The following is a 22855-nucleotide window of genomic DNA, read 5'->3' as shown; positions in this document are numbered from 1 at the left end:
GAAAAACAAATAGTGAAAAAGTCTTTTGAGANCTTTTTTTGAACTTTTTTTATTTTTTCTGTTCTTTTTTGTCCCTTAAGTTTCAGCCGGCCTTTTTGCCTTCTCCGGTTCCTTTTTTACTCTCACAGTATTCTATCTTTCAGCTTTTCTTGCCTCAACCGAAAGCTTTATTATCTTATCATATTCTTACCCTTCTTGTCAATCCTTTTTTACCCTTAACTTTTTACAAATACTTAACCTATTATTTATCACTTCTTTGGATATTTTGCATATTTATTCCCATTTTGATTATATATGACGTTTTATGTCATTTCACTTTTACACCTATTTAACACAAAACAGCGCTTCCATTAAATGAAAGCGCCGTTTTGATAAACACCTTTAAATATTATTAATCTTTAGGAACTGTCTCCCAGTCTTTTAAGAATCTGTCTATTCCTATATCTGTCAAAGGATGTTTAGTCATCTGCATTATTACCGGATACGGTATTGTAGCAATGTGCGCTCCGCATCTTGCCGCTTCAATTGCATGAATAGGTGTTCTGATGCTTGCGGCAATAATCTCTGTATCAATTGCATGGATATCAAATATTTCAACAATTTCCTCAATCAAAGTCATTCCTGTCTGTCCCACATCATCAAGTCTGCCGAGGAACGGACTAACATATGTGGCTCCCGCTCTTGCTGCAAGAAGAGCCTGTGCAGCCGAGAAAATTAAAGTTACATTTGTCTTTATTCCCTTTGCAGTAAGTTGTTTAACCGCGCCCAAACCTGCCGGAGTCATAGGAATTTTTATAACTAAATTTTTATTGTTAATTGTCTTAACGAGCTCTTCAGCTTCTTTGACCATTCCTTCTGTATCAAGGCTTATAACCTCAGCGCTTATAGGACCGTCAACTATGGTTGTAATCTCTTTTACAACATCAATAAAATTTTTCCCTTCTTTTGCTATAAGAGACGGATTTGTAGTAACACCACAAATTACGCCCATATCATTTACTTCTCTTATGTAATCAACATTGGCTGTATCAACGAAAATTTTCATTGTTTTCTCCTCTTCCTGCAGTTAACTGCTATATTTTAATTATTTTTATATTTTTCTATAACCGCTCTCACAGTTTCAACAGCGGGCCCGCCCGTCAGTTTTCTCTGATTCACACAGGCTGTTAGGGATATTTCTTCATATATATCATCATCAAACAAAGCTGAAAAACTTTTAAACTCTTCTATGGTAAGCGAGTCTATAACTTTATCCTTTTCAATGCAATAAGCCACCATTCTGCCAACAACAGCATGCGCATCCCTAAACGGCAGACCATGCTTAACCAAATAATCAGCAACATCAGTCGCATTTGTGAATCCGCCTTTTGCACCGGTCAGCATAGCATCTTTATTAACAGTCATAGTTGCAAGCATTTTTGAAAATACCGGCAAGCACATTTTTATTGTGTCAACCGCGTCAAAAATCTGTTCTTTATCTTCCTGCATGTCCTTATTATACGCAAGAGGTATGCCTTTCATGACAGTAAATAATCCAATCAAGTCGCCATATACTCTGCCGGTTTTTCCTCTCACAAGTTCAGCCACATCAGGATTTTTCTTCTGAGGCATAATACTGGAGCCTGTGCTGTAAGCATCATCCAATTCAATAAATTTAAATTCGTGCGAACTCCATAGAATAATCTCTTCAGACAATCTGCTGAGATGCATCATAACGGTCGACAAATCAAAAGCTAACTCTAACACAAAATCCCTATCCGACACTCCGTCTAAGCTGTTTTGTGTAACTGAATCAAATCCCAACTTCTCTGCTACAAAATCCCTGTCCAGGTCATATGTTGTTCCGGCTAAAGCACCGCTTCCCAAAGGCATAACGTTTAACCTCTTTCTGCAGTCTGTTAAACGCTCGCTGTCTCTTCTCAGCATTTCATAATAAGCCATAAGATGATGAGCAAATGTTATAGGCTGAGCCTTTTGCAGATGGGTGTAACCCGGCATTACTGTTTCAAGGTGCTTCTCTGAAATATTAAGTATAACCGACTTCAAGTCTTCTATATCACTAAGTATTTCATCAATTTCATCACGCAAATACATACGTATATCCAATGCGACCTGATCATTTCTGCTTCTTCCGGTATGAAGACGTTTTCCCACATCGCCTATTCTGGAAATCAAGATCGTTTCAATATTCATATGTATATCTTCGGCATCTATTTCAAACTCTACCTTATTATTTTCAATATCCGCTTTTATCTCATCAAGCGTCTTAACAATCAACTCGGCGTCAGCCTCGGGAATTATGCCTTGGCGACCCAGCATTTCTGCATGAGCCTGACTCCCTTTAATATCCTGAGCATACATTCTGGCGTCAAAACGTATTGATGAATTAAAATCGTCAACCAATGTGTCTGTAGATTTTGAAAAACGTCCGCCCCATAATTTTGCCATAATCTTTCTCCTGTACTTCAGTTTATAGTAATCAAATTATTTTAACCTTATTTCTTAAATTTCTTATTCATCATAGCTCTGACCTTTAGCGGCAGTCCAAAGAGATTTATAAATCCTTCGCTGTCCTTATGGCTGTAAAGCTCATGACTATCTCCGAAACTTGCAATATCCTCATTATACAGTGAATATGGAGATTTGGTTCCGGCAGGCGTAACACAGCCCTTATATAGTTTCAATTTAACTTCACCGGTAACGGTTTCTTCCATTGAATCAACCATAGCTGAGAGAGCTTCTCTCAAAGGTGTATACCATTTTCCGTCATATACCAGCTCTGCAAATTTAATTGCAGCCTGACGTTTAAATGCCTGAGTATCCCTGTCCAAACACAAAAATTCCAATTCCTGAATAGCGGCATAAAGAATTGTTCCGCCCGGAGTCTCGTATACTCCTCTGGATTTCATTCCGACAAGTCTGTCTTCAACAATATCCGCAATACCTATACCATTTTTTCCGCCAAGTTCATTAAGTTTTTCAACCAATGGGCGGGGATCCATCTTTTTACCGTCAACAGAAACAGGAACGCCCTGTTCAAATCCTATAGTTACGTAGGTTGGCTTATCAGGAGCTTTTTCAGGCGATACGCCCAGTTTTAAAAGACTGTCAAGCTGAGGCTCGTTTGCGGGATCCTCAAGATCCATACCCTCATGGCTGATGTGCCAAATATTTCTGTCTCTTGAATATAAATCTTTCTTTGTAACAGGAACATCTATATTATGCGCTTCAGCATAATCCACAGCGTCTTCACGAGACTTAATATCCCATATTCTCCAAGGAGCAATAATTTTAAGCTCAGGAGCCAAAGCTTTTATTGTCAGCTCAAAACGAACCTGGTCATTACCCTTGCCGGTTGCACCGTGACAAATAGCAACGGCGCCTTCTTCTTTCGCTATTTCAACCAGTCTTCTGGCAATAATCGGACGTGCGTGAGACGTACCCAAAAGGTACTTACCCTCGTATATTGCACCGGCTTTCAAAGTCGGAAAAATAAAATCTGAAACGTACTCATCGCGCAAATCCTCGATATAGAGCTTTGAAGCGCCCGCTTTTTTTGCTCTTTCCTCAAGACCGTCAGTTTCCTTCCCCTGACCAACATCACCGCATACGGCTATAACATCATAATCATAATTCTCTTTAAGCCACGGAATAATGATAGAAGTGTCAAGTCCGCCGGAATACGCCAGAACCACTTTTTCTTTTGCCATTTTAAAGACCTCCAGTATTTACTTAATTTACTTTATATCTATACTTCCTGAATATTATATAACAAATAAAATTCATTTGCAATAATAATTTATAATTAATTGGAATATTTTTATTATGAATCAGATTGTCAAAAGTTTTATTTAAAATACTATTAAAAATTACTCTACGATTCTGTAAACTTACTATTAACAATGAAACACGTTTTTTATAAAACGTAGTTTTGTCATCAAAATAATCATATACCTCACAAATAATGAAACTATTAATTACAAATATTTTGTTCCAAACTAACATTATAAAAGATTACTCTATTTTAAATATACTATTGGTATGATGATATTCATACATCTCTTATAAATTTGACGTGTCCTATTAAAAACGTTTAATACGTTAGTTTATAAATAAGTCTAGAAATTATATTATCATAATAATCCTGCAATATGATATGCACCCCAAAAGTATCTGACTTTTGGGGTGCATATCATAAATTCTGTTTTTTCAAAACTAATACAAATTAATATATCTATTTATATTACTAATCTTCTTTTATATACTCAGGATGAATCTTTTTAAGTTTTTCAAGATCGGTTTCATAATTCGACAAATGATTTGTTATTATATTTGCCGCTTTTTCAGCGTCGTGCTCTTTTATTGCATCTGCGATACTTTTATGCTGCTGATAAATTCCCTGACATCTCTCACGTTTTAAATTCAATTTTCTAATCCTGTCAAAATGTATTTGAATATTATGTATCAGCTCATAACTTCTGCTCCTATTTGCTATAGCCGCAAGCGTTTTGTGAAACTCATTATCAAGACCATAAAACTCACGTCTTTTATTGTGCTCCAAACAAAGCCTCTGTTTAAAAAGCTGTTCCTCCATTGGCATCAACATAAAAGAATCTTCGATTTCACACAATATTCTCGAAATTTCTTTTTCCAGTATTAATCTAAGAAACCGAGCCTCCTCAACCAAATCAAGGTCAATAAGAGAAATAAACGTCCCTATCTGAGGTCTTATTTCTAAAATATTAACCCCTTCCAATTCTATAAAAGCTTCCCTGATTGGAGTACGGCTTAAATTCAGTTCCTTGGCTATTTCAGTCTCACTAATTTTATCCCCCGGTGCAAGTTCCAAAGAGATTATATTTTCCTCGAGAACACGCAATGCGTATTCTCTGTTTGTTTCTTTTTCATTTTTCTTTGGCGTGACAGTCATTAGTGATACCTCCAGACAAAACGCCTATTTATTAATAAATTTCCATAGCAATTCTAACACATAAAAATTTTTATGTCAATAAATGAAAACTTTTTAATAGGATAATTACATATATATAAGCCGGAAGAAAAACTTCCGGCTTAATCTTATCCTAAATATTTAATCAGAGTATTTTTTACAGCACCGGGCCCGGCGTTTAATTCCGAAAAATACTTTTCTACCAGCTGACCTAATCCCACCTCATATAAATCTACTCCGAAAATCTTTTTATCTTTTAAAAGCTTTTCTATTTTATTATGAATACTGTCTAAGTCAGTACAGCCAAACTCAATGTCTTTCACAATTCCTCCGGCATAATCAAGCATAGGGTCCGGGCTTGGCTCAAAAACATTGCCGCTGTCGTCTATACCCATTAAATATCTGCACCATCCGGCCAATACCAGTGGGATAAATTTAAGCTCTTTTATTTTATCAAGCTTTTCATACGCCTTTATAGTTTCCCCGAATCTTATCGGCAATTTTTGTGAAGTATCGCAGGCTATTCTTTGCGGTGCGTCAGGAATAAAGGGGTTCGGAAGCCTTTCATTTATTGTCTCGTCAATAAACTCTTTAGGTGAAATTATACCCGGGTCAACTACTACCGGCAGTCCTTCATCATATCCTATCTTTTTTATCAGTTTAACAAGATTATCGTCTTTCATCTCGTCACTAATTTTATTATAACCTAAAAGACAGCCGTATATTGCAAGACAAGTATGAAGAGGATTAAGACATGTGCAAACTTTCATTTTTTCAGCTTTATCAACTGTCTCAGCGCTTGTATAAATTATTCCGCCTTCATTAAGAGGAGGTTTTCCCCCTGCAAAGCTGTCTTCAATAACCAAATACTGATACTTCTCAGCATTTACAAACGGAGCGACAAAAGTATGCTTTTTTGTTTCAACAGGCGCAGCATTTTCTATTCCGTCAGCTTCTAAAATCTTTAAAACCTCATCAGACGGTCTTGGCGTTATTTTATCTATCATGCTGCATGGATATGAAACACTATATTGTATATACGGCAAAAATTCGCCGTCTGCTAAAAGATTGTTAACCCAACTCTTAGCAAACTCATAAACTGCTTCTTTAAGTTTTATTCCATTATGGGAACAGTTATCCATACTCACCAGGGTTATCGGTCTTGCACCATTCTTATATCTATGATAAAGAAGTGCGGCCAGGCGGCCCATATACGTCTTAGCGTTTTCAGGTCCTTTTTCGAAATCGGCTTTTACTCCGTCATAAAATTCGCCCTTAGTGTCTTTTAAATTATAACCCTTTTCTGTTATAGTGAACGACGCCATTTCCAAACTCTTTGAAGAAAAGATTTCTTTAAGCCGCTCTGTATCAGTCTCGTTATCAAAATCAAAAGTTAAAGCCTCCGCTACGCTGGCTATAACTTCTTTTGAAACAGTACCGTCAGTATTAAGCGTTACAGAAATAGTCAGATTATCAAAATCTTTAAAACTCTTATCTATAATCTCATAATCATAACCTTCAGCTACAATTATACCTCTGTCCATTATGCCCTTGTTTAAAAGTTTCTGGCAAACCGCCGCCGGAAATGCTCTGAAAATATTTCCGGCTCCAAAATGAACCCATATTGGATTTTCTGAAGTTTTCTTAATCATTTCGTCTATATTATACTCAGGCAAAGTATAACCCAGCTTTTCCCACTCACTTTTATTCTGAACAATTGAGCGTCTTGACAATTTCATAGTGTTTCCCCCTACTCTTTTTCAATAGCTTCCAGAAGTCCGTTCAGGTATGTCGCTCCCAAAGCTCTGTCGTATAGACCATATCCCGGCATCGCAACCTCGCCCCAAATCATTCTTCCATGGTCAGGGCGTATAGGACCGTCAAAACCGGTTTCATATAGCGTCTTCATTATTTTATACATATCCATAGAACCATCTCTCGAAAGATGTGCCGCCTCCTCAAATTTCCCCGGAGAATGATGACGCAGGTTTCTTATATGAGCAAAATGCACTCTGCCCTTTGTCGCCTTGATAATGTCACATATATCATTATCAGGGTTAGAACCTAGAGACCCTGTACATAAAGTTAAACCGTTAAACTTACTGTCTACCGCATTTAAAAGTTTTAAAATATTTTCCTTATTATTTATTATCCTCGGAAGATTAAACACAGGCCATGCAGGGTCGTCGGGATGTATTGCCATCATTATACCATGTTTTTCGCAAACCGGCTGTATTTTTTTAGAAAATATACAAGATTGTCAAACAGATTTTGTTCTCCTACATCCTTATAAGCTTCAAACAGCTCTTTTACATGTGCCAGTCTCTCAGGCTCCCAGCCCGGCATTACAAATCCCTGACTGTTAGAATCTATCTGCTTAAACATCTCGTCCGGGTTTATTTCATCTATTTTATCCTGGTCATATGAAAGTACAGTTGAACCATCGTCACGCTTTTTTGCAAGCTCTGAACGGGTCCAGTCAAAGACAGGCATAAAATTGTAGCACACCAGCTTTATATCAGCCTTTGCCAAATTCTCAAGCGTTGTTATATAGTTCTCAATATATTTGTCTCTGTCCGGCAGACCGATTTTTATTGAGTCATGAATATTAACGCTCTCTATTCCTTCTACTTTTAACCCCGAAGCTTCAACTTTATTTTTCATTTCCATTATATCTTCATACGTCCAGGCTTCCCCAACAGGAATATTATATAAAGTTGTTATTACCCCTGTTACTCCGGGAATCTGTCTTATCTTCCAGAGTTCAACGCTGTCATTGCCCTCGCCAAACCATCTCAGTGTCATTTTCATATTTTATTCTCCTATCTGCCCCATCAATTTATTTTATTCGCAATGCACGGGGCAAACAATGCGAAAGTTAAATTTATATAAATTTAAAATCCCATAAGTCTCGGTAAAAACATTGAGATTGCCGGAACAAAGGTAACAAGCAGAAGTACCAATATAATAACCCCATAATATGGGAGGAGCGGTTTTATAACCCTCTCAATAGATGTTTTTGCCACCCTAACTCCAACAAACAAAATGTTACCTACAGGAGGTGTTATTGTTCCTATACATAAGTTAAATACCAGCATAATTCCGAACTGTATTGCCGTCATTCCTATCAAATCACTGGTAACTACCGGTAGGAATATTGGCGTAAATATCAATATTGCCGGTGTAATATCCATAAATGTTCCGACAACTAAAAGTATAACGTTGATTATAAGCAAAATAACAATTTTATTATTGCTTATTCCAAGCAAAGCGTTTGAAATCGCCGCAGGAATACCTGTAAACGCTAAAATCCACGCCATTATACTTGAAACGCCTATCAGAAAAACAATGATACCGGTTGTCTCTGCACTGTCTTTAAATATTTTATATAAATCTTTTATCTTTATTGTTCTGTAACAAAACGACAGAATCAAACTATACACCACCGCAACTACAGAACCTTCGGTAGCCGTAAATATACCGGCAATGATTCCGCCTATAACGATAACTATCAAAAGCAAACTTGGTATAGCGTCCATAACTATCTTCACAGCGTCTTTAGCTTTAACGCGGCGATTGCTTCTATATCCCTTTTTTCTGGCAATAAAGAAAGCCACCACCATACAAGCAAGCCCCCACAATATGCCCGGGATATATCCGCCCATAAACAAGGCCGCAACAGAAGTTCCTCCGCTTACCAAGGAATAAGTAATTAATACGTTACTCGGAGGAATTAGCAGTCCGGTCGGCGCCGTTGCAATATTTGCCGTTGCCGAATACTCAACATCATAGCCTTCCTCTTCCTCAATAGGACCTATAATTGAACCCATTGCCGAAGCAGAAGCGACGCCCGAACCCGAAATCGCTCCAAACATCATATTAGCTACTGCGTTTGTATGTGCCAGAGCTCCCGGAACCCTGCCGGTAAGCAGTAATGCAAAATTTATCAGTCTCGTCGCAATTCCGCCCTTATTCATTATATTTCCCGCTAGAATAAAGAACGGTATCGCTATCAAGGTAAATACTGATATTCCCGAAAACAATCTTTGCGCGCCTGTCAAAACTGCCGCGTTGAAATCCATTATCGGAAGGATAGCAAGTATAGATGAAATACCAATAGAGATTGAAATCGGTACTCCTGCAAGCAGCAGGACAATTAAAACTACGCCCACTATTAAACCTGAAATTGCTGCTATTGACATAATTACTTATCCCCCTTTACTATTGCTTTTTGTACGACAGCGCTTTTATTGCTGATAACTGTCTCCTTTTTTGCACTCAGAGGTTTAACCTCCTTAGCGCGGAGAAGTTCATATATATTTATTACTCCAAACAATATTACAAAAATTCCGCATATCGGAACTATAACATAAATCATGGACATTGGTATTCCAAGCGAGGCTGTAACCTGAGTCATTGTCAGCTTTGTTATGCTTGTTCCGCCGTAAATCATGATAAGCGCCGCAAACAATATAACTAAAAGCTCTGAAAAAATATATATCCATCTTAGGGCGTTTCCCGAAAACTTATCAGCTAGAAAACCCATTCTCATATGTTCTCTTTTTGCGAATACGAGAGCGGCGGCCAGCAGCGCCAGCCAGGTAAATGAATACGTTAAAAGCTCTTCTGAAACGGTACTGGGTGCATTAAATACATATCTTGTTACGATTTGATATGTTCCTACAATTGTTATAAACGCAAACATTATGACGCATATAACCTCAAGAATCTTAGTCAGAATATTTTTAAGTTTAATCATTACTGCCCGCCTCCTTTTGTATAGCATCATAAATAGGACGAAGCTTTGGATTTTCATTTAATATTTCTTTATGCAGAGGAAGAACTTTTTCTCTGAAAGCAGTAACATCTACTTCTAAAAATTCAACGCCCATTCCTTTGGCAATATCTTTTGCTTCTTCCACAGCGTCACTCCAGCTCTCACGCTCAGCTCTGTTGCACACCTCAGCCGCTTCATCAAATACCTGTCTTTCCTCAGGCGGCAAATCCTGCAAAAACTTTAGGTTTGCGATAAGCATATCCGGCACCATCTGATGTTCGTTATAGCTGTAATACTTTGCCACCTCACCGTGCTTATTATTAGTAAGCGCAAGCTCATTATTTTCTGCTCCGTTTATAACGTTCTGCTGTATTGCCGTATATACTTCCCCAAATGACATAGGAGTTGCCGAGGCGCCAAAAGCTTCCATCATCTTAACGTTTGTCGGGCTTTGCTGAACTCTTATCTTTTTACCCTTTAAATCATCCGGCGTTCTTATAGGGGTAGTGGCGTAAAAGTTTCTGACTCCTGCGTCAAGCCATGTCACCGCTTCAAATCCTGACGCGTCAGTGGATGTAAAAATTCCTTTCATCATCTCATCGTTTTCCATTATGCTGTGATAATGCTCTTCACTGTTGAAGAGATATGGGATACTGAATATTTGGTAAATATCGTCAAAGGTTTCAAGATTTCCTGTGCTGGCCACGCAGTAATCAATAGCTCCTGTCTGAACCAGTTCAATAGCCTTAACCGACGCTCCCAAAATCTCATTGGGGAATATTTGAATATCGTACTTGTCACCAAGTCTTGACTCAACATATTCTTCAAATGCGAGAAGCCCAATATGATCAGGATGCGTCTCTGACTGTGAATGTGAAATTCGAACTATCCGCTTGCCTGAAAATGCGGAGCCGGAGCAGCCCGATACGACGAAAGCCGCTGCCGCAATTAAAGCAAAACTTAGCATTAAAGCCGTCAAGCGTTTTAACTTTTTCATAATCTTTCTCCCCTTACAAATTTAGTATAGTTGTATACTTTGCATTCTAGTATACAAGTTTCTTACAATGTTATTCTACTACCTTAACACACATATGTCAACAGGTAAAAGTCAACAAATCTGTTTTCCTCTTTTTAGCTATAATTACCACAAGCGTTTTAAATATGGCTCGGTATAAAAAATTTTTATTAGCCTTTAAGACACACTGTTTTGTATTTTACATACATCTCTATTGTTAAGATTTAGCAATTCCCATTTTATAACTTTACATTTTAATCTTTTCCATATATCCAAAAATACTTATCATATTATTTCCAAATAATTATATTTTATAAGCATGTGATAAAATAGTTTAATAATTGAATCTATAGCTTCAAACAGATACTGTTGGCATTTAACCTCATCATATTTTTAACTAATCCCTGAAATAAAATTTTTAACTTTTTTTAAGACTTTTAGATTTACAATAATAAATTAGCAGAAAATTTACTAAATAATTATTATTGCCAAAAAACTAGATTAACGCGTTAACCTTTAATATAAAATTTAATAATTATAAAAGTAAAAAATTAATATAACGTAATAGTGATTTAAAATAAACAATAACATTTTTAAATTGCATTGTTAACCAATTAAACTAACTTATCAGATAAATAAATATTAAGGATTAACATTATGAAAATAATCAGACTTATGTAAAAAGACTTTAACGCTCTGCTTTTAGGATAAAAATAACCAATATAAAATTCTCTTATAAGTACGGAAATAGCAAATAAGTAAAAACCTTATATTAACAAACCTTCAGAATCCGCAATAAATCAATATAAATATTTTTATTTCAATTTCAGCCTCTTTTTAAAAAAATAACTATTATAAATATGGATTCAGCAACCTTTCTAAACTATTAAGTATAAATTTTGCACTTGTCGATACAGCACTCTTTTTAAACTACTACGTATATTTTTATACAGTTGTCGATTCAAGCACTTTTAACTATTAAATGTAATTTTTACACCTGTCGATTCAACACTCTTTTTAAACTACTATATACATTTTTATAAAGTTATCAATTCAGCACTCTTTATAGACTATTATGTATATCTTTTCAGCTGTTGATTCAGCAATCTCTATAAACAATTTAAATCGCAAATAACAAAAAAGGTTTTAGCGCCCGGGTCTGGCGGGCGCAACTGGGTTAGGCAACAATCGAATAAAATGTATAGATATTAAATGGGTTTAAGTTATCAAGAAAATATTTTCCGATTTTTACACTACGTTAAAATAATATTATCATTAATATAATTTCACAACATTACGGTCTTGTTGTTTTATATTGTTACTTTGTATAGCCTAGCCCAGTTGCGCCCGCCAGACCCGGGCGCTAAAACCTTTTTTGTTATTTACAATTTTAATTTCGGATGTTAAAGTAATATTATTTATCTTTATTCCAGATATTGAACTCAAAATTAAACTCATTATATTACTTAAAACTATTTATATCTGTTCAATACAAATAATAAAACCTTATATGTTATCGTGTACTTTTTAATCAATAAAAATTGAAACTATATAATCTCCCGGGATATAACGGATAAATTATTAGAATAATAAAAAAACCTTTTGCACTGGCTGCTGCCATAACGCAAAAGGTTTTTTATACTTTATTATAAAACTTTTATTTTACAGTACCTAAAAAGTCCATTTCTGTCTCATGCTTCTTATCACGTCCCATAAGATTTTTGAGCGCCATGCCGGGAGCCATTCCCTCAAACAGTACCTTATAAGCCTCGTTAACTATCGGCATCTCAACACCGGCTGAATCAGCAAGCTCTTTGGCCGCACGGCAAGTCTTTATTCCCTCAACTACCATTTTTACCTCATCGCGCGCCTGCTCTGGAGTTTTTCCCTGACCTATCAAAATTCCGGCGCGTCGGTTCCTGGAATGCATACTTGTGCAAGTCACTATCAAATCGCCCACACCTGATAATCCATTAAAAGTCTCGTGCTTTGCTCCGAGAGCCACACCCAAACGAGACATTTCAACCAAACCCCTGGTCATTAAAGCGGCTTTCGTGTTGTCTCCAAGCCCCATACCGTCAACAATACCGGCACATAAAGCTATTACATTCTTCAAAGAGCCGCCAAGCTCTACGCCCAGCACATCCGTGTTGGTATAAACCCTAAAGTTTGGATTCATAAAAATATCCTGTATAATTTTTGCGGTTTCGCAATTTTCACAAGCCACAACATTTGTAGTAGGTATATCTCTTGAAACTTCCTCAGCGTGGCTCGGTCCCGACATAACAACAACTTCACAGTTTGGAATTTCTTCTTTTATTACTTTTGAAAGTGTTGAGTGCGTCCCCTCTTCCAAACCTTTGGAAATATTAACAATTATCTGCCCGTCTTTTATAAATCCCGACATATTCTTTGCGGTTGTTCTTATAGCATGCGACGGAGTTGCCGTTACAATAACATCCGCATCTTGACAGCACTCTGATAATTCAGAAGTAAACCTTACGCCGTCCGGGAATTTAACTCCCGGCAAAAACGGCTTATTTTCTCTATACTTTTTTAAATCTTCGCTTTCCTCTTTTAAGTAAGACCACAAGGTAACTCTGTGACCATTTTTCGCCAACATTATAGCAACGGCGCTTCCCCAGCCGCCGCTTCCTATCACACTGATATTCGCCATAATCTCATCCTTTCTTGCTTCCCAGCTTATTTTCAGTACCGTTTATCAAGCGCTTTATATTTGCCCTGTGCATAAAAACAGCAAGCACAGCCAAAATCACACAGAATAGTATATACGCAATATCTCCGCCTCCGAAAATTAAAGACAAAATAACTAACAGAACTGAACCTAAAATACTTCCGAGAGACACATATTTGGAAACCGCCATAACTATTAAAGCGAAAACCAAAACTATTAATCCTATCCACCAATTAGCAAACAGCATCGCAACCATAGAAACCAAAATACCCTTGCCGCCATGAAATCCAAAATATATAGGGAAGTTATGCCCCAAAACAGCGCAAACGCCTGCAACATAAACCGGTGTGTTTCCATATACACTGTCAATCCCAGTCATATTTGAAATTAACATTGCAATCAGAATCGCGGCAACTGCCTTTAGACAGTCGCAGACCGTCACAATTGCCGCCGCCTTTTTGCCATATGTTCTCAGCGCATTAGTAGCCCCTGCGTTTCCGCTGCCTTTTGTTCTTATATCTTCACCGCCAAAAATACGTCCGACTATTATAGCGCTGCTTACGCTTCCTATAAGATAAGCAATTACCCCAATTGCTATCAGCCACAATATTTCCATTTTACTCTCTCCTTAGTTTTCTATTTCTTCTTGCCTTTTTCTCTTATTATAAACTTGATTGGAGTGCCCTCAAATCCGAACCTCGCTCTGAACTGGTTTTCTATATATCTGACATAAGAATAGTGGGCAAGCTTTGCGTCATTGACAAATAATACAAACGTGGGCGGTTTTATATCTGCCTGCGTCGTATAGTATATTTTCAGCCTCTTTCCCTTATCGCTCGGCGGCTGAACCGCTGAGACAGCCTCGCCCAAAACATCATTTAAAATACCTGTTGATATACGTTTTGTATTCTGCTCGACAACTTTATCCATCATCTCAAAAAGGCTGTCCACCCTCTGACCTGTAACTGCCGAAATAAACACAGACGGGGCGTACATCATAAAATTAAAGCCTTCTTTTACTTTTATCTTAAAGTTTTTCATGGTATTTGTTTCTTTCTCAACCAAATCCCATTTATTTACAACAACTATACTTGCCTTTCCGGCTTCATGAACATACCCGGCAATCTTAGTGTCCTGTTCGGTTATCCCTTCCGCTGCGTCTATCATTATAAGACAAACATCCGCTCTGTCGATTGCATTAAGGGAACGGCTCACACTGTATCTTTCAACATTCTCATTTATACGGCCGCGTTTTCTCATACCGGCGGTATCAATCAACATATATTTTTTTCCGTCCCGTTCATAAAACGTGTCTATTGCGTCTCTAGTGGTTCCGGCTATATCGCTTACTATAACTCTGTTCTCACCGAGTATCTGATTCACCAAAGAGGATTTTCCGGCATTTGGTTTACCGACAATAGCAACATGTATAACATCCGACTCGTCGCTGTTCTCGTTATCCTCCGGAAAATACTGAACTATCTCATCTAACAAATCTCCGACGCCCAAACCATGAACGGATGAAACCGGCCAGGGGTCTCCAATACCAAGGTTATAAAACTCGTATATTTCCATTGGCGGATCACCGGGGTTGTCCACCTTATTAGCCACCAATATAACAGGCGTGCCGCATTTCTGAAGCATAGCCGCAACGTCTTTATCAGCAGCGGTCATGCCGTCTTTGACGTTTACCATAAACACAATAACATCAGCCATATCTATAGCGAGCTCAGCCTGAGCCTTCATCTGCTCCAGTATTACGTCATCGCTTCCGGGTTCAATTCCGCCCGTATCTATAAGGGTGAAATCCCTGCCGCACCATTCAGCGTCAACATATATTCTATCTCTGGTAACACCGGGCGTATCCTCAATTATTGAAATACGTCTTCCAGCGACCTTATTAAAAAAAGTGGACTTTCCCACATTCGGACGTCCTACAACAGCTACAACAGGTTTCATATTCTGCCTCCTCAAAGCCTAATTCTATATTGTAGTATACCACAATAATTTCCATTCATCAAGAATTTATTTTCAACAAAAAACACCGTGCGCCGAGCACACGGTGTTAATCAAGCCAAAATTATTCGCCAACCGAAATAACTTCTTTTCCCTTATAAGTCCCGCAGGCCTTACAAACCCTATGAGACAGCTTGAGTGCTCCACACTGAGGACACTCTACCATACCTGGTACAGAAAGCTTCCAGTTTGCTCTTCTCTTATCTCTTCTAGCCTTTGACGTCTTTCTCTTTGGAACTGCCATTTATGCCACACCTCTTTCCAATTCATCAAATATTTATGAGGAAATCCTCGAAACAGTGTTACTTAAAGAAACGCTGCATTTTCTACTTATTAACTAATCTATGTCCAAACTGTTGAGTATATCAAACCTAGGGTCAACTTCCCTTGTATCGCATGAACAGCTGCCGTTATTAAGATTAGTTCCGCACTTGAAACATAATCCTTTGCAGTCCTCTCGGCACAAATGCTTTATCGGAACGTTAAGAACCATATTTGAATAAACATACTCGTCCAGCGAAATTATATCTCCTGATAAGTAATTTATATCCGAATTTTGATTTTCTTCATCCTCAGAGTCGGAAAATCTTTCAATTTCTTTGAATCTTTCAGATATATTAAAATTCATCTCGCTTGAGAACTCTTCCGCACATCTGTCACAGACAAACTGAAGCTTTGCCGTGCCTTTTGCTTCGAGTTCAAAAGTTCCTCCAAAATTACGAATTACTCCCAAAATTTTTACGGGCTCCAGTATCTTAAAATCATCACCGGGCATTCCCGCAATATTTACTTCGCAGTTAATAGGTATCTCTTTACCTTCATAATTCTTAATCGGAGCTATATTAATATCCATTTATATCACCTAAATCCCTAAAGAAAACACAAACAGACAGCGATTATTATATCTAATCACGGCCTGTTTGTCAATATCTTTTTACAAATTTCTTAAAAAATATTTAAATTCACGCTATTTTGAAGCCAAGTAACTGTTAATCTTGCCAACCAACTCGTCACAATCTACACCGTGAACCATGCATGCCTGCTCAATGCTCTCACCGCTTGAAGAAGGACAGCCCAAACAGTGCATTCCAATTTGAATAAAGAAATCCGCTGTTCCCGGATCCATCTTTAAAACATCTATAATAATAGTATCTTTGGTAACCTGATTTGCCATAAATATTAACTCCTTTCAAAATCTGTAGCTCTATTATACCCTATTTTCAATAAAAATCAAGAGTATTTTACAAACTTTTCAGCTATTCCAGTATTTACTACATTAATCATTTAACAGCGTCCACAGCATGTTCCCAAATTGTATGAGCTATTTTATCAGCTTCCTTGTATTCTTCAGCCATAGACGTAAGCTGTGAAAAATCGCCGTTATCCGCTGCTTCCACTCTGGATTTAAGACCTTCAAAAATCTTATATATCGTTCCGACAGTTTTTGTCAGTTCATCATGAGCTTCTTTCTGATCTTCACCGCAAAGCATAGCTGCCGCTCCCACTTCACTGTACCAATGTTCAGTGCTGTCAAGACCCTTTTCATATAAGGCTTTCCACTCTGCGTAGTTATCCTGCGATAAGCTTCCTACACCGTTTAGAACCTTATCCATATCTCCGTTCACGAAGGCGCCTACCTCGTCAGTAAATGAATTGATATAGTTTATATACTTGTCCCCTACCAAACTGCCTGAACTGCTGTTTTGCGAAGATCCTGATGAATCAACACTCTTTTTTGAAGATGTATCACCGTTTCCGCAGCTGCTTAAAACGCTTGCCAGCATTATAACTACCGCACCAAAAACAATCATATTTTTTATATTTTTGCCAAATTTCATATTTTGCACCATTCACCTTTCATGATGATATTGTTCATTATAACACATCGCCGCATAATTGACAAGTTTTTACACCGCACTTTTTATTCCGGCTAACCTTGTTTTGATAAACCTGAATATAGTTATAGCTCCCGTCTTTATTACCCACCAAAGCATCCAGAAAATAAATGAACCAAGATAGGCTGATAGGGCTATAGTCCAAAATCTTTGCACTACATTGCTCATTTTTATTTCTGTCAAAAGATAATCATTCAGCCATAAAATTATCAGGCAATGCGATAGATAAATGTTATAACACTGGGAATCCAAAGCCTTTGTGAACCGGGCAAGCTGTTTTCTTTTGTCACATATCCAGCAGAACAACATAAAGAAAAAAAGTATTGCCGATGCACAATAGAGAATATGTACTTCTTCCATCCATGGTACAGCCGTATTATATGTAGCATACGCCAAATAAATATCCAGGAATCCTGAAAATAAGAATAGCGCTGTAATTAAAATTTTTCGGTTCAGTATAATCTCTTTAAACTTTTGATAATTCATTCCAACATAGCATCCGCATACCCAGTATAACAAATATTTTGTAAAAATAACATCAGAGAACTGAAACACATGATTCGGCAAGATTATGTATAGTATATTCGATAAATTATATCCCAAAACTACCGAGATTAAAACCGAAAAAGCTATCCCGACAGCCGGAGTGACACGCCTTAACGCATAGACCCATAAAGGCATTAATATATAAAACTGAACTATTATAATAACAAAATAAAAGTGACCCACTAAATCTCCGCGCCACCACGCATGAAACAGCCCGTCCCACGAAAATTCAAAATAATGGTGGTTTACAAAAAAAATATAGAATATAAACACCCACAAAAGATAAGGTAAAATCACTCTTGTTATACGGCCCTTGTAGAATTTAACATAATCAATTTTTTTATCTGTCAAGAACAGCTTCACACCGCTCAGAAAAATAAATGCAGGCACAACAAAAGTGCTGAATCTCCAAGGTATAAAGACAGCATTAAAAGCAGTATCCAAACTGGTAGTCTCACCAATTATGACTGAAGCACAATGAATAAATATAACAAGAAACGCACAAAAAATATTCATATGCGAAAGTTCCGGTTTCGCTGTCCGCCGTGCAATTTGCCGTCCCATCTCTTATTCACCACCTGTTAAACAGATATATTATTTTAACTAGTTAGCGTTTATTCTGCGCCTTTCGCTCCTGAGCTCACCGCGTTTTTTAGCGAGTTCCCACTCCATTTTATCCTCGTCAGTTTCAAGTATAAGTCCAGGAACTTCAGTCGGTCTGTCATCATCGTCAAGGGCTACCAAAACCAAATAAGCTTTATTAATGGTTCTCTTCATGCCGTTCAAATCTTCTACCATAGTGCGGACGCACACTTCCATTGAAGTCCGTCCCACATGGGTTACTTTTCCCGCAAGCACCAAGGTATCGTTCGGATATGCCGGCGCTCTGAAACAGAGAGTGTCAACCATAGCCGTGGTTACCTTGCATCCGCTGTGTCTCCTGGCAACAATTCCGGCCACAACATCTATCCACTCCATCAGCCTTCCGCCGAACAATCTTCCGTATCCGTTTAAGTCAGGAGACGTAACCATTTGCACTTGTTCAGTATATGAATACGAAACTTTTCTATTTTTAACTACAGGTTCTGCCATTTTTTTCATCTCCTCTTGAATTACAGAACAATTCACTTTAGATAGTATACCATTTTCAATTCAATATATCAACGTCTGTAATATTATTGTTAACAATTCATATCGGCAAATTTCATAGAAATATTGATAAATTCTGCTCTTTATGATATATTAATTAGAAATAAATTAATGAGGTAATCAAATGAAGCAAAGCGATATAAAAACACCATATTATTTAATTGATGAAAATTTAATTATAAAAAATTTAGAGATTTTAAAAAGTGTTTCAGACAAAACCGGAGCAAAAATTCTGCTTGCACAAAAAGCGTTTTCAATGTATTCATTGTATCCGCTTATAGGAAAATATCTTGCCGGTACCACAGCAAGTTCTCTGTTTGAAGCTAAACTGGGCCACGAAGAAATGCCGGGCACAGAAACTCATATTTACGCTCCGGCTTACAGCGATGAAGATTTTTCTGAAATAATAAAAATCTGTGACCACATAGTTTTCAACTCATTTTCCCAGTGGAATAAATATAAAAATATTGTGTCAGGAACAGGAATTGAATGCGGTATAAGAATAAATCCTGAATATTCTGAAATTGAAACTGACATATATAATCCATGCTTTAAAGGCTCCAGAATGGGAGTCACTTTAAGAAACTTTGAACACAGCAACCTCGACGGAATAAGCGGACTTCACTTTCACACTATGTGCGAGCAGAATTCTGACGTTTTATGGAGGACCGTTCAAAAAGTAGATGAAAAATTCGGAAAGTATATAAAAAATATGAAATGGATAAACATGGGCGGAGGTCATCATATCACAAGGGAAGATTATGATATAGAACTTCTGTGCAAATCTATAAATTATTTTTCTGACAAATATGGTGTCGCCGTCTATTTGGAACCCGGAGAAGCAGTTGCTCTCAATGCCGGATATTTGACATCAAGCGTTATGGATATAATAAATAATGAAATTGATATCGCAATATTGGATACTTCGGCAGCATGCCATATGCCGGACGTTTTAGAAATGCCTTATCGCCCCAACGTTATTGACGCCGGAAATCCCGGGGAATATCCATACACTTACCGTTTGGCCGGTCCAACCTGTCTGGCCGGTGATATTATCGGCGACTACTCCTTTAAAGAACCTTTAAAACCCGGTGATAAAATCACCTTTTGCGATATGGCTATTTACACCACTGTTAAAAATAACACTTTTAACGGTATAAACCTGCCCAGCATAGTTCTGAGACATCAAAACGGAGATACGGAACTTATCAAAACATTTGGGTATCAGGACTTTAAGTCAAGACTATAAATTTAAGATAGGAAATTGTTATGAAAGAAAATATTCAAGAAAAAATAATTGATTTTTTAATAAACAACGGCGCCGGACAAGTGGGATTCTGCCGCCTAGACAACGATGATTTTGGCACAAACGATTTTAATTTAAAATATGCCATATCATATACAATACCGCTGTCTGACGCAGTAGTGGAGCAGATAAACGATAAACCCACGCATACATATTTCCACCACTACAGGTCAGTAAACACATTGATTGACAATAACTCTTTAAAAACCGGTCTGATACTTCAAAAAGCCGGATATAAGTATGTTCCTGTCCCTGCCTCTCAGTCCGTCAATGGACTTAAAGGAATATTTTCGCATAAATATGCGGCTGTAAAAGCAGGTTTAGGCTATATCGGCAAGAGCGGTCTGTTTATTTCAAATATCAACGGACCCAGAGTTCGGCTCGGAACAATTTTGACCGACTGCGATGAATTTGATTTTAATACAAATATTTTAGAATGCCAATGCGGAAGCTGTACGCTTTGCGTAAAAGCCTGCCCCGCAATGGCTATCACAGGTGAAACGTGGAATCCCGGGGAACCGAGAGAAAAAATCATTGACGCTCTAGCGTGCAGCCAGCATATGAAAAAAGCATACCAAAATATAGGCCGCGGAGTTGTGTGCGGTATATGTATGAGGGTATGCCCTAAAGGATTTTCCAAATCCACAGAATAATATGCTAAGCTCTGAACCTATATCCTGCGCCCCAAACGGTTTCAATGTACTTATTTTCAGAGTTCTTCTCAATTTTGTCTCTTATTCTTTGTATATGAACAGTAACCGTTGAAGCGTCTCCGAATGCTTCCAGACCCCAAACGCGGTCAAAAAGCACCTCTTTGTTAAAAACTATATTTGGATTTTCAAGAAGAAATAAAAGCAAATCATATTCTTTTACGGTCATTATTACTTCTTTGCCGTCACTGAACACCCGTCTTGACCCTTTATCTACTTTAAGCCCTCTGATTTCTATTATCTCCGGCTTCACAGCGTCAGAGCCGCTTCTGAGGGTCTTGTATCTTGAAATATGGGTTTTAACTCTGGCAACCATTTCTGAAGGAGAGAAAGGTTTAGCTATATAATCATCAGCGCCTAGCCCGAGCCCTCGTATTTTGTCTATATCTTCACTTCTGGCAGATAAAAATATTACTGGAACATCTTTAACCTTTCTAAGTTCACCGCACACTGAAAAACCGTCGCGCCGAGGAAGCATAACGTCGATTATCACAAGGTCATAATCATTATCCAAGGCCTTTTTAAGCCCGGATTCTCCATCATTTGCCAACTCACATTCAAATCCGTTGGCTGACAAATAATCCATCTCAAGTTCAGCAATACTTTTATCATCCTCAATTATTAATATTTTCATATAAACCAATCCTTTTGTCTTAATCTTCCAAAATATACTTTTTCAGTCTTATATAAACAGTTACTCCATTCTTATCGCCTCCGGAACGCATCCATATCTTTCCGCCGTGTTCTTTTATTATTCTGCAAGCTATAGAAAGACCGAGACCATTACCTGAAACGTTTAAATTTCTTGCCGGGTCAGCTCTAAAAAACGTCTCAAACACTTTCTTTTCTTCCTGCTTACTTATCCCAATTCCATTGTCTGAAAAACTCAAAATTACCCAACCGTCATTTTCTATTAACTCAACACTTAGTTTTCCGGGAATATCAGGCTTTCTGTATTTTATAGAATTGCTTATTATATTGGAAAGCACCCTGTTTAATTTTTCACAGTCAAACCTTACATATATTTCTTCACAGCCGCTTAAATTTTCACCAATATCAAGCTCTATACCGGCTCTTGATAAATCAATTGAGAATTCCTCCAGCACTGAACGCACAAAACCTCTTATATCCCAAACCTGTATATCGTACGGCGCACTGTCTAAATCCAACTTAGAATACTCCGAAAGATTATTTACCATAGCCTCAAGGGTATTAGCCTTAGTCTGTATCGTGTTAAGATAACGCTCCAACATTTCCGGCGTATCGGCTACTCCATCCTTTATCCCCTCAACATATCCTTTTATTGAGGTAATAGGAGTTTTTAAGTCATGCGAGATGTTGGCTATAAGCATTCTGTGTTCTGTCTCTCGCTTTATTTCTTCATCTACAGATTTTTTCAGCCTGACTCTTAAGTTTTCAATCGAATCATAGACTTCTTTAATTTCACGGTCACCTGAACATGTAAACTCATAGCTGAGGTCGCCTTCCGTCAAATGTTCCATAGCGCCGGACATTTTTTTAAGCGGCGCTATTATACTTTTTGACAGATATGCCGTTACTCCTATACAACAAGCAAGAACAACTACAATCAATATAAAAAGCCAAACCAGCAGCAATCTAAAAATCATAGGATTATTAAGGCTGGGAGTAATACCGTTAATTTGAATAGATATACTTGGTACATAACTTAAAACAAGTACGAAAATAAATGCTGATATGAGCACCATAATGAAAATCGGCAATACCAGCATTACAATCGATGATAACATAAGTTTCTTTTTAATTGACATATATCCGC

The 22855-nt window shown here is 37.6% G+C and carries 21 protein-coding genes and 1 pseudogene; 2 read left to right on the top strand and 20 right to left on the bottom strand.

Annotation, left to right across the window (positions count from 1 at the left end; all coding sequences use genetic code 11):
- Positions 1–391 precede the first annotated feature (391 nt).
- The 18 genes and pseudogenes from fsa to B9O19_RS08350 all read right to left on the bottom strand — a co-directional run bounded on the left by fsa (position 392) and on the right by B9O19_RS08350 (position 18984).
- On the bottom strand, positions 392–1045 hold the full coding sequence (fsa, locus tag B9O19_RS08435; RefSeq protein WP_102366005.1) for a fructose-6-phosphate aldolase: 654 nt from the start codon (positions 1043–1045) through the stop codon (positions 392–394).
- A gap of 35 nt (positions 1046–1080) precedes the next feature.
- A complete protein-coding gene (gene argH / locus B9O19_RS08430) occupies positions 1081–2448 on the bottom strand; it encodes an argininosuccinate lyase (protein WP_102366004.1) in 1368 nt (455 codons plus the stop codon).
- A gap of 47 nt (positions 2449–2495) precedes the next feature.
- Positions 2496–3710, bottom strand: coding sequence for an argininosuccinate synthase (locus tag B9O19_RS08425; protein WP_102366003.1), 1215 nt, complete (start codon positions 3708–3710; stop codon positions 2496–2498).
- 536 nt (positions 3711–4246) lie between these two features.
- Positions 4247–4930 carry a GntR family transcriptional regulator gene (locus tag B9O19_RS08420; protein WP_102366002.1) on the bottom strand — a complete coding sequence of 228 codons (684 nt, stop codon included), beginning with the start codon at positions 4928–4930 and terminating at the stop codon, positions 4247–4249.
- A 146-nt stretch (positions 4931–5076) separates the two neighbouring features.
- Positions 5077–6687, bottom strand: a complete 1611-nt coding sequence (locus B9O19_RS08415) for a mannitol dehydrogenase family protein (RefSeq protein WP_102366001.1) — start codon at positions 6685–6687, stop codon at positions 5077–5079.
- Between the two features lie 11 nt (positions 6688–6698).
- Positions 6699–7759 (bottom strand): annotated as a pseudogene (gene uxuA, locus B9O19_RS08410) (mannonate dehydratase).
- An 83-nt stretch (positions 7760–7842) separates the two neighbouring features.
- A complete protein-coding gene (locus B9O19_RS08405; protein WP_102366000.1) occupies positions 7843–9150 on the bottom strand; it encodes a TRAP transporter large permease in 1308 nt (435 codons plus the stop codon).
- A gap of 2 nt (positions 9151–9152) precedes the next feature.
- Complete coding sequence (locus B9O19_RS08400) at positions 9153–9707, bottom strand: TRAP transporter small permease (protein ID WP_102365999.1); 555 nt, start codon at positions 9705–9707, stop codon at positions 9153–9155.
- Positions 9700–10722, bottom strand: coding sequence for a TRAP transporter substrate-binding protein (locus tag B9O19_RS08395; protein WP_102365998.1), 1023 nt, complete (start codon positions 10720–10722; stop codon positions 9700–9702). The genes B9O19_RS08400 and B9O19_RS08395 overlap by 8 nt, the downstream gene beginning before the upstream one ends.
- Positions 10723–12397: 1675 nt before the next feature.
- Complete coding sequence (locus B9O19_RS08390; protein WP_102365997.1) at positions 12398–13420, bottom strand: NAD(P)H-dependent glycerol-3-phosphate dehydrogenase; 1023 nt, start codon at positions 13418–13420, stop codon at positions 12398–12400.
- A gap of 1 nt (position 13421) precedes the next feature.
- The gene (gene plsY, locus B9O19_RS08385) at positions 13422–14051 is read right to left on the bottom strand and encodes a glycerol-3-phosphate 1-O-acyltransferase PlsY (protein ID WP_102365996.1); all 630 of its coding nucleotides are present in this window, start codon (positions 14049–14051) and stop codon (positions 13422–13424) included.
- A 20-nt stretch (positions 14052–14071) separates the two neighbouring features.
- Entirely contained in the window at positions 14072–15394 is a 1323-nt protein-coding gene (gene der / locus B9O19_RS08380; RefSeq protein ID WP_102365995.1) for a ribosome biogenesis GTPase Der, read from the bottom strand.
- A gap of 121 nt (positions 15395–15515) precedes the next feature.
- Positions 15516–15695 carry a 50S ribosomal protein L32 gene (rpmF, locus tag B9O19_RS08375; RefSeq protein ID WP_102365994.1) on the bottom strand — a complete coding sequence of 60 codons (180 nt, stop codon included), beginning with the start codon at positions 15693–15695 and terminating at the stop codon, positions 15516–15518.
- Between the two features lie 93 nt (positions 15696–15788).
- The gene (locus B9O19_RS08370) at positions 15789–16304 is read right to left on the bottom strand and encodes a YceD family protein (protein WP_102365993.1); all 516 of its coding nucleotides are present in this window, start codon (positions 16302–16304) and stop codon (positions 15789–15791) included.
- 114 nt (positions 16305–16418) lie between these two features.
- The gene (locus B9O19_RS08365) at positions 16419–16625 is read right to left on the bottom strand and encodes a DUF1858 domain-containing protein (RefSeq protein WP_102365992.1); all 207 of its coding nucleotides are present in this window, start codon (positions 16623–16625) and stop codon (positions 16419–16421) included.
- 106 nt (positions 16626–16731) lie between these two features.
- Positions 16732–17289, bottom strand: coding sequence for a hypothetical protein (locus B9O19_RS08360; protein WP_102365991.1), 558 nt, complete (start codon positions 17287–17289; stop codon positions 16732–16734).
- A 69-nt stretch (positions 17290–17358) separates the two neighbouring features.
- On the bottom strand, positions 17359–18456 hold the full coding sequence (locus tag B9O19_RS08355; protein WP_102365990.1) for an acyltransferase: 1098 nt from the start codon (positions 18454–18456) through the stop codon (positions 17359–17361).
- A 39-nt stretch (positions 18457–18495) separates the two neighbouring features.
- Positions 18496–18984: an acyl-CoA thioesterase gene (locus tag B9O19_RS08350; protein ID WP_102365989.1), complete on the bottom strand. Its 489-nt coding sequence runs from the start codon at positions 18982–18984 to the stop codon at positions 18496–18498.
- 181 nt (positions 18985–19165) lie between these two features.
- On the opposite strand from B9O19_RS08350, the gene nspC reads away from it, so the two are divergent.
- Both nspC and B9O19_RS08340 read left to right on the top strand, forming a co-directional pair.
- On the top strand, positions 19166–20290 hold the full coding sequence (gene nspC, locus B9O19_RS08345; RefSeq protein WP_102365988.1) for a carboxynorspermidine decarboxylase: 1125 nt from the start codon (positions 19166–19168) through the stop codon (positions 20288–20290).
- Positions 20291–20310: 20 nt separating this feature from the next.
- A complete protein-coding gene (locus tag B9O19_RS08340) occupies positions 20311–21000 on the top strand; it encodes a 4Fe-4S double cluster binding domain-containing protein (protein WP_102365987.1) in 690 nt (229 codons plus the stop codon).
- Between the two features lie 4 nt (positions 21001–21004).
- On the opposite strand, the gene B9O19_RS08335 is transcribed toward B9O19_RS08340, so the two are convergent.
- Complete coding sequence (locus tag B9O19_RS08335) at positions 21005–21691, bottom strand: response regulator transcription factor (protein WP_102365986.1); 687 nt, start codon at positions 21689–21691, stop codon at positions 21005–21007.
- A gap of 19 nt (positions 21692–21710) precedes the next feature.
- On the bottom strand, positions 21711–22847 hold the full coding sequence (locus B9O19_RS08330; protein ID WP_102365985.1) for a sensor histidine kinase: 1137 nt from the start codon (positions 22845–22847) through the stop codon (positions 21711–21713).
- Positions 22848–22855: the final 8 nt, after the last annotated feature.

This window comes from Monoglobus pectinilyticus (genome assembly GCF_002874775.1).
Lineage (GTDB): Bacteria > Bacillota > Clostridia > Monoglobales > Monoglobaceae > Monoglobus > Monoglobus pectinilyticus.
Note: the sequence above shows the minus strand (reverse complement) of the source record. Positions and strands in the feature narration are given on the sequence as shown.

Excerpts from the sequence above, each read along its gene's own strand:
- fsa (WP_102366005.1), bottom strand. The coding sequence starts at position 1,045 with ATGAAAATTTTCGTTGATACAGCCAATGTTGATTACATAAGAGAAGTA.
- argH (WP_102366004.1), bottom strand. The coding sequence starts at position 2,448 with ATGGCAAAATTATGGGGCGGACGTTTTTCAAAATCTACAGACACATTG.
- B9O19_RS08425 (WP_102366003.1), bottom strand. The coding sequence starts at position 3,710 with ATGGCAAAAGAAAAAGTGGTTCTGGCGTATTCCGGCGGACTTGACACT.
- B9O19_RS08420 (WP_102366002.1), bottom strand. The coding sequence starts at position 4,930 with ATGACTGTCACGCCAAAGAAAAATGAAAAAGAAACAAACAGAGAATAC.
- B9O19_RS08415 (WP_102366001.1), bottom strand. The coding sequence starts at position 6,687 with ATGAAATTGTCAAGACGCTCAATTGTTCAGAATAAAAGTGAGTGGGAA.
- B9O19_RS08405 (WP_102366000.1), bottom strand. The coding sequence starts at position 9,150 with ATGTCAATAGCAGCAATTTCAGGTTTAATAGTGGGCGTAGTTTTAATT.
- B9O19_RS08400 (WP_102365999.1), bottom strand. The coding sequence starts at position 9,707 with ATGATTAAACTTAAAAATATTCTGACTAAGATTCTTGAGGTTATATGC.
- B9O19_RS08395 (WP_102365998.1), bottom strand. The coding sequence starts at position 10,722 with ATGAAAAAGTTAAAACGCTTGACGGCTTTAATGCTAAGTTTTGCTTTA.
- plsY (WP_102365996.1), bottom strand. The coding sequence starts at position 14,051 with ATGGAAATATTGTGGCTGATAGCAATTGGGGTAATTGCTTATCTTATA.
- der (WP_102365995.1), bottom strand. The coding sequence starts at position 15,394 with ATGAAACCTGTTGTAGCTGTTGTAGGACGTCCGAATGTGGGAAAGTCC.
- rpmF (WP_102365994.1), bottom strand. The coding sequence starts at position 15,695 with ATGGCAGTTCCAAAGAGAAAGACGTCAAAGGCTAGAAGAGATAAGAGA.
- B9O19_RS08370 (WP_102365993.1), bottom strand. The coding sequence starts at position 16,304 with ATGGATATTAATATAGCTCCGATTAAGAATTATGAAGGTAAAGAGATA.
- B9O19_RS08365 (WP_102365992.1), bottom strand. The coding sequence starts at position 16,625 with ATGGCAAATCAGGTTACCAAAGATACTATTATTATAGATGTTTTAAAG.
- B9O19_RS08360 (WP_102365991.1), bottom strand. The coding sequence starts at position 17,289 with ATGAAATTTGGCAAAAATATAAAAAATATGATTGTTTTTGGTGCGGTA.
- B9O19_RS08355 (WP_102365990.1), bottom strand. The coding sequence starts at position 18,456 with ATGGGACGGCAAATTGCACGGCGGACAGCGAAACCGGAACTTTCGCAT.
- B9O19_RS08350 (WP_102365989.1), bottom strand. The coding sequence starts at position 18,984 with ATGGCAGAACCTGTAGTTAAAAATAGAAAAGTTTCGTATTCATATACT.
- nspC (WP_102365988.1), top strand. The coding sequence starts at position 19,166 with ATGAAGCAAAGCGATATAAAAACACCATATTATTTAATTGATGAAAAT.
- B9O19_RS08340 (WP_102365987.1), top strand. The coding sequence starts at position 20,311 with ATGAAAGAAAATATTCAAGAAAAAATAATTGATTTTTTAATAAACAAC.
- B9O19_RS08335 (WP_102365986.1), bottom strand. The coding sequence starts at position 21,691 with ATGAAAATATTAATAATTGAGGATGATAAAAGTATTGCTGAACTTGAG.
- B9O19_RS08330 (WP_102365985.1), bottom strand. The coding sequence starts at position 22,847 with ATGTCAATTAAAAAGAAACTTATGTTATCATCGATTGTAATGCTGGTA.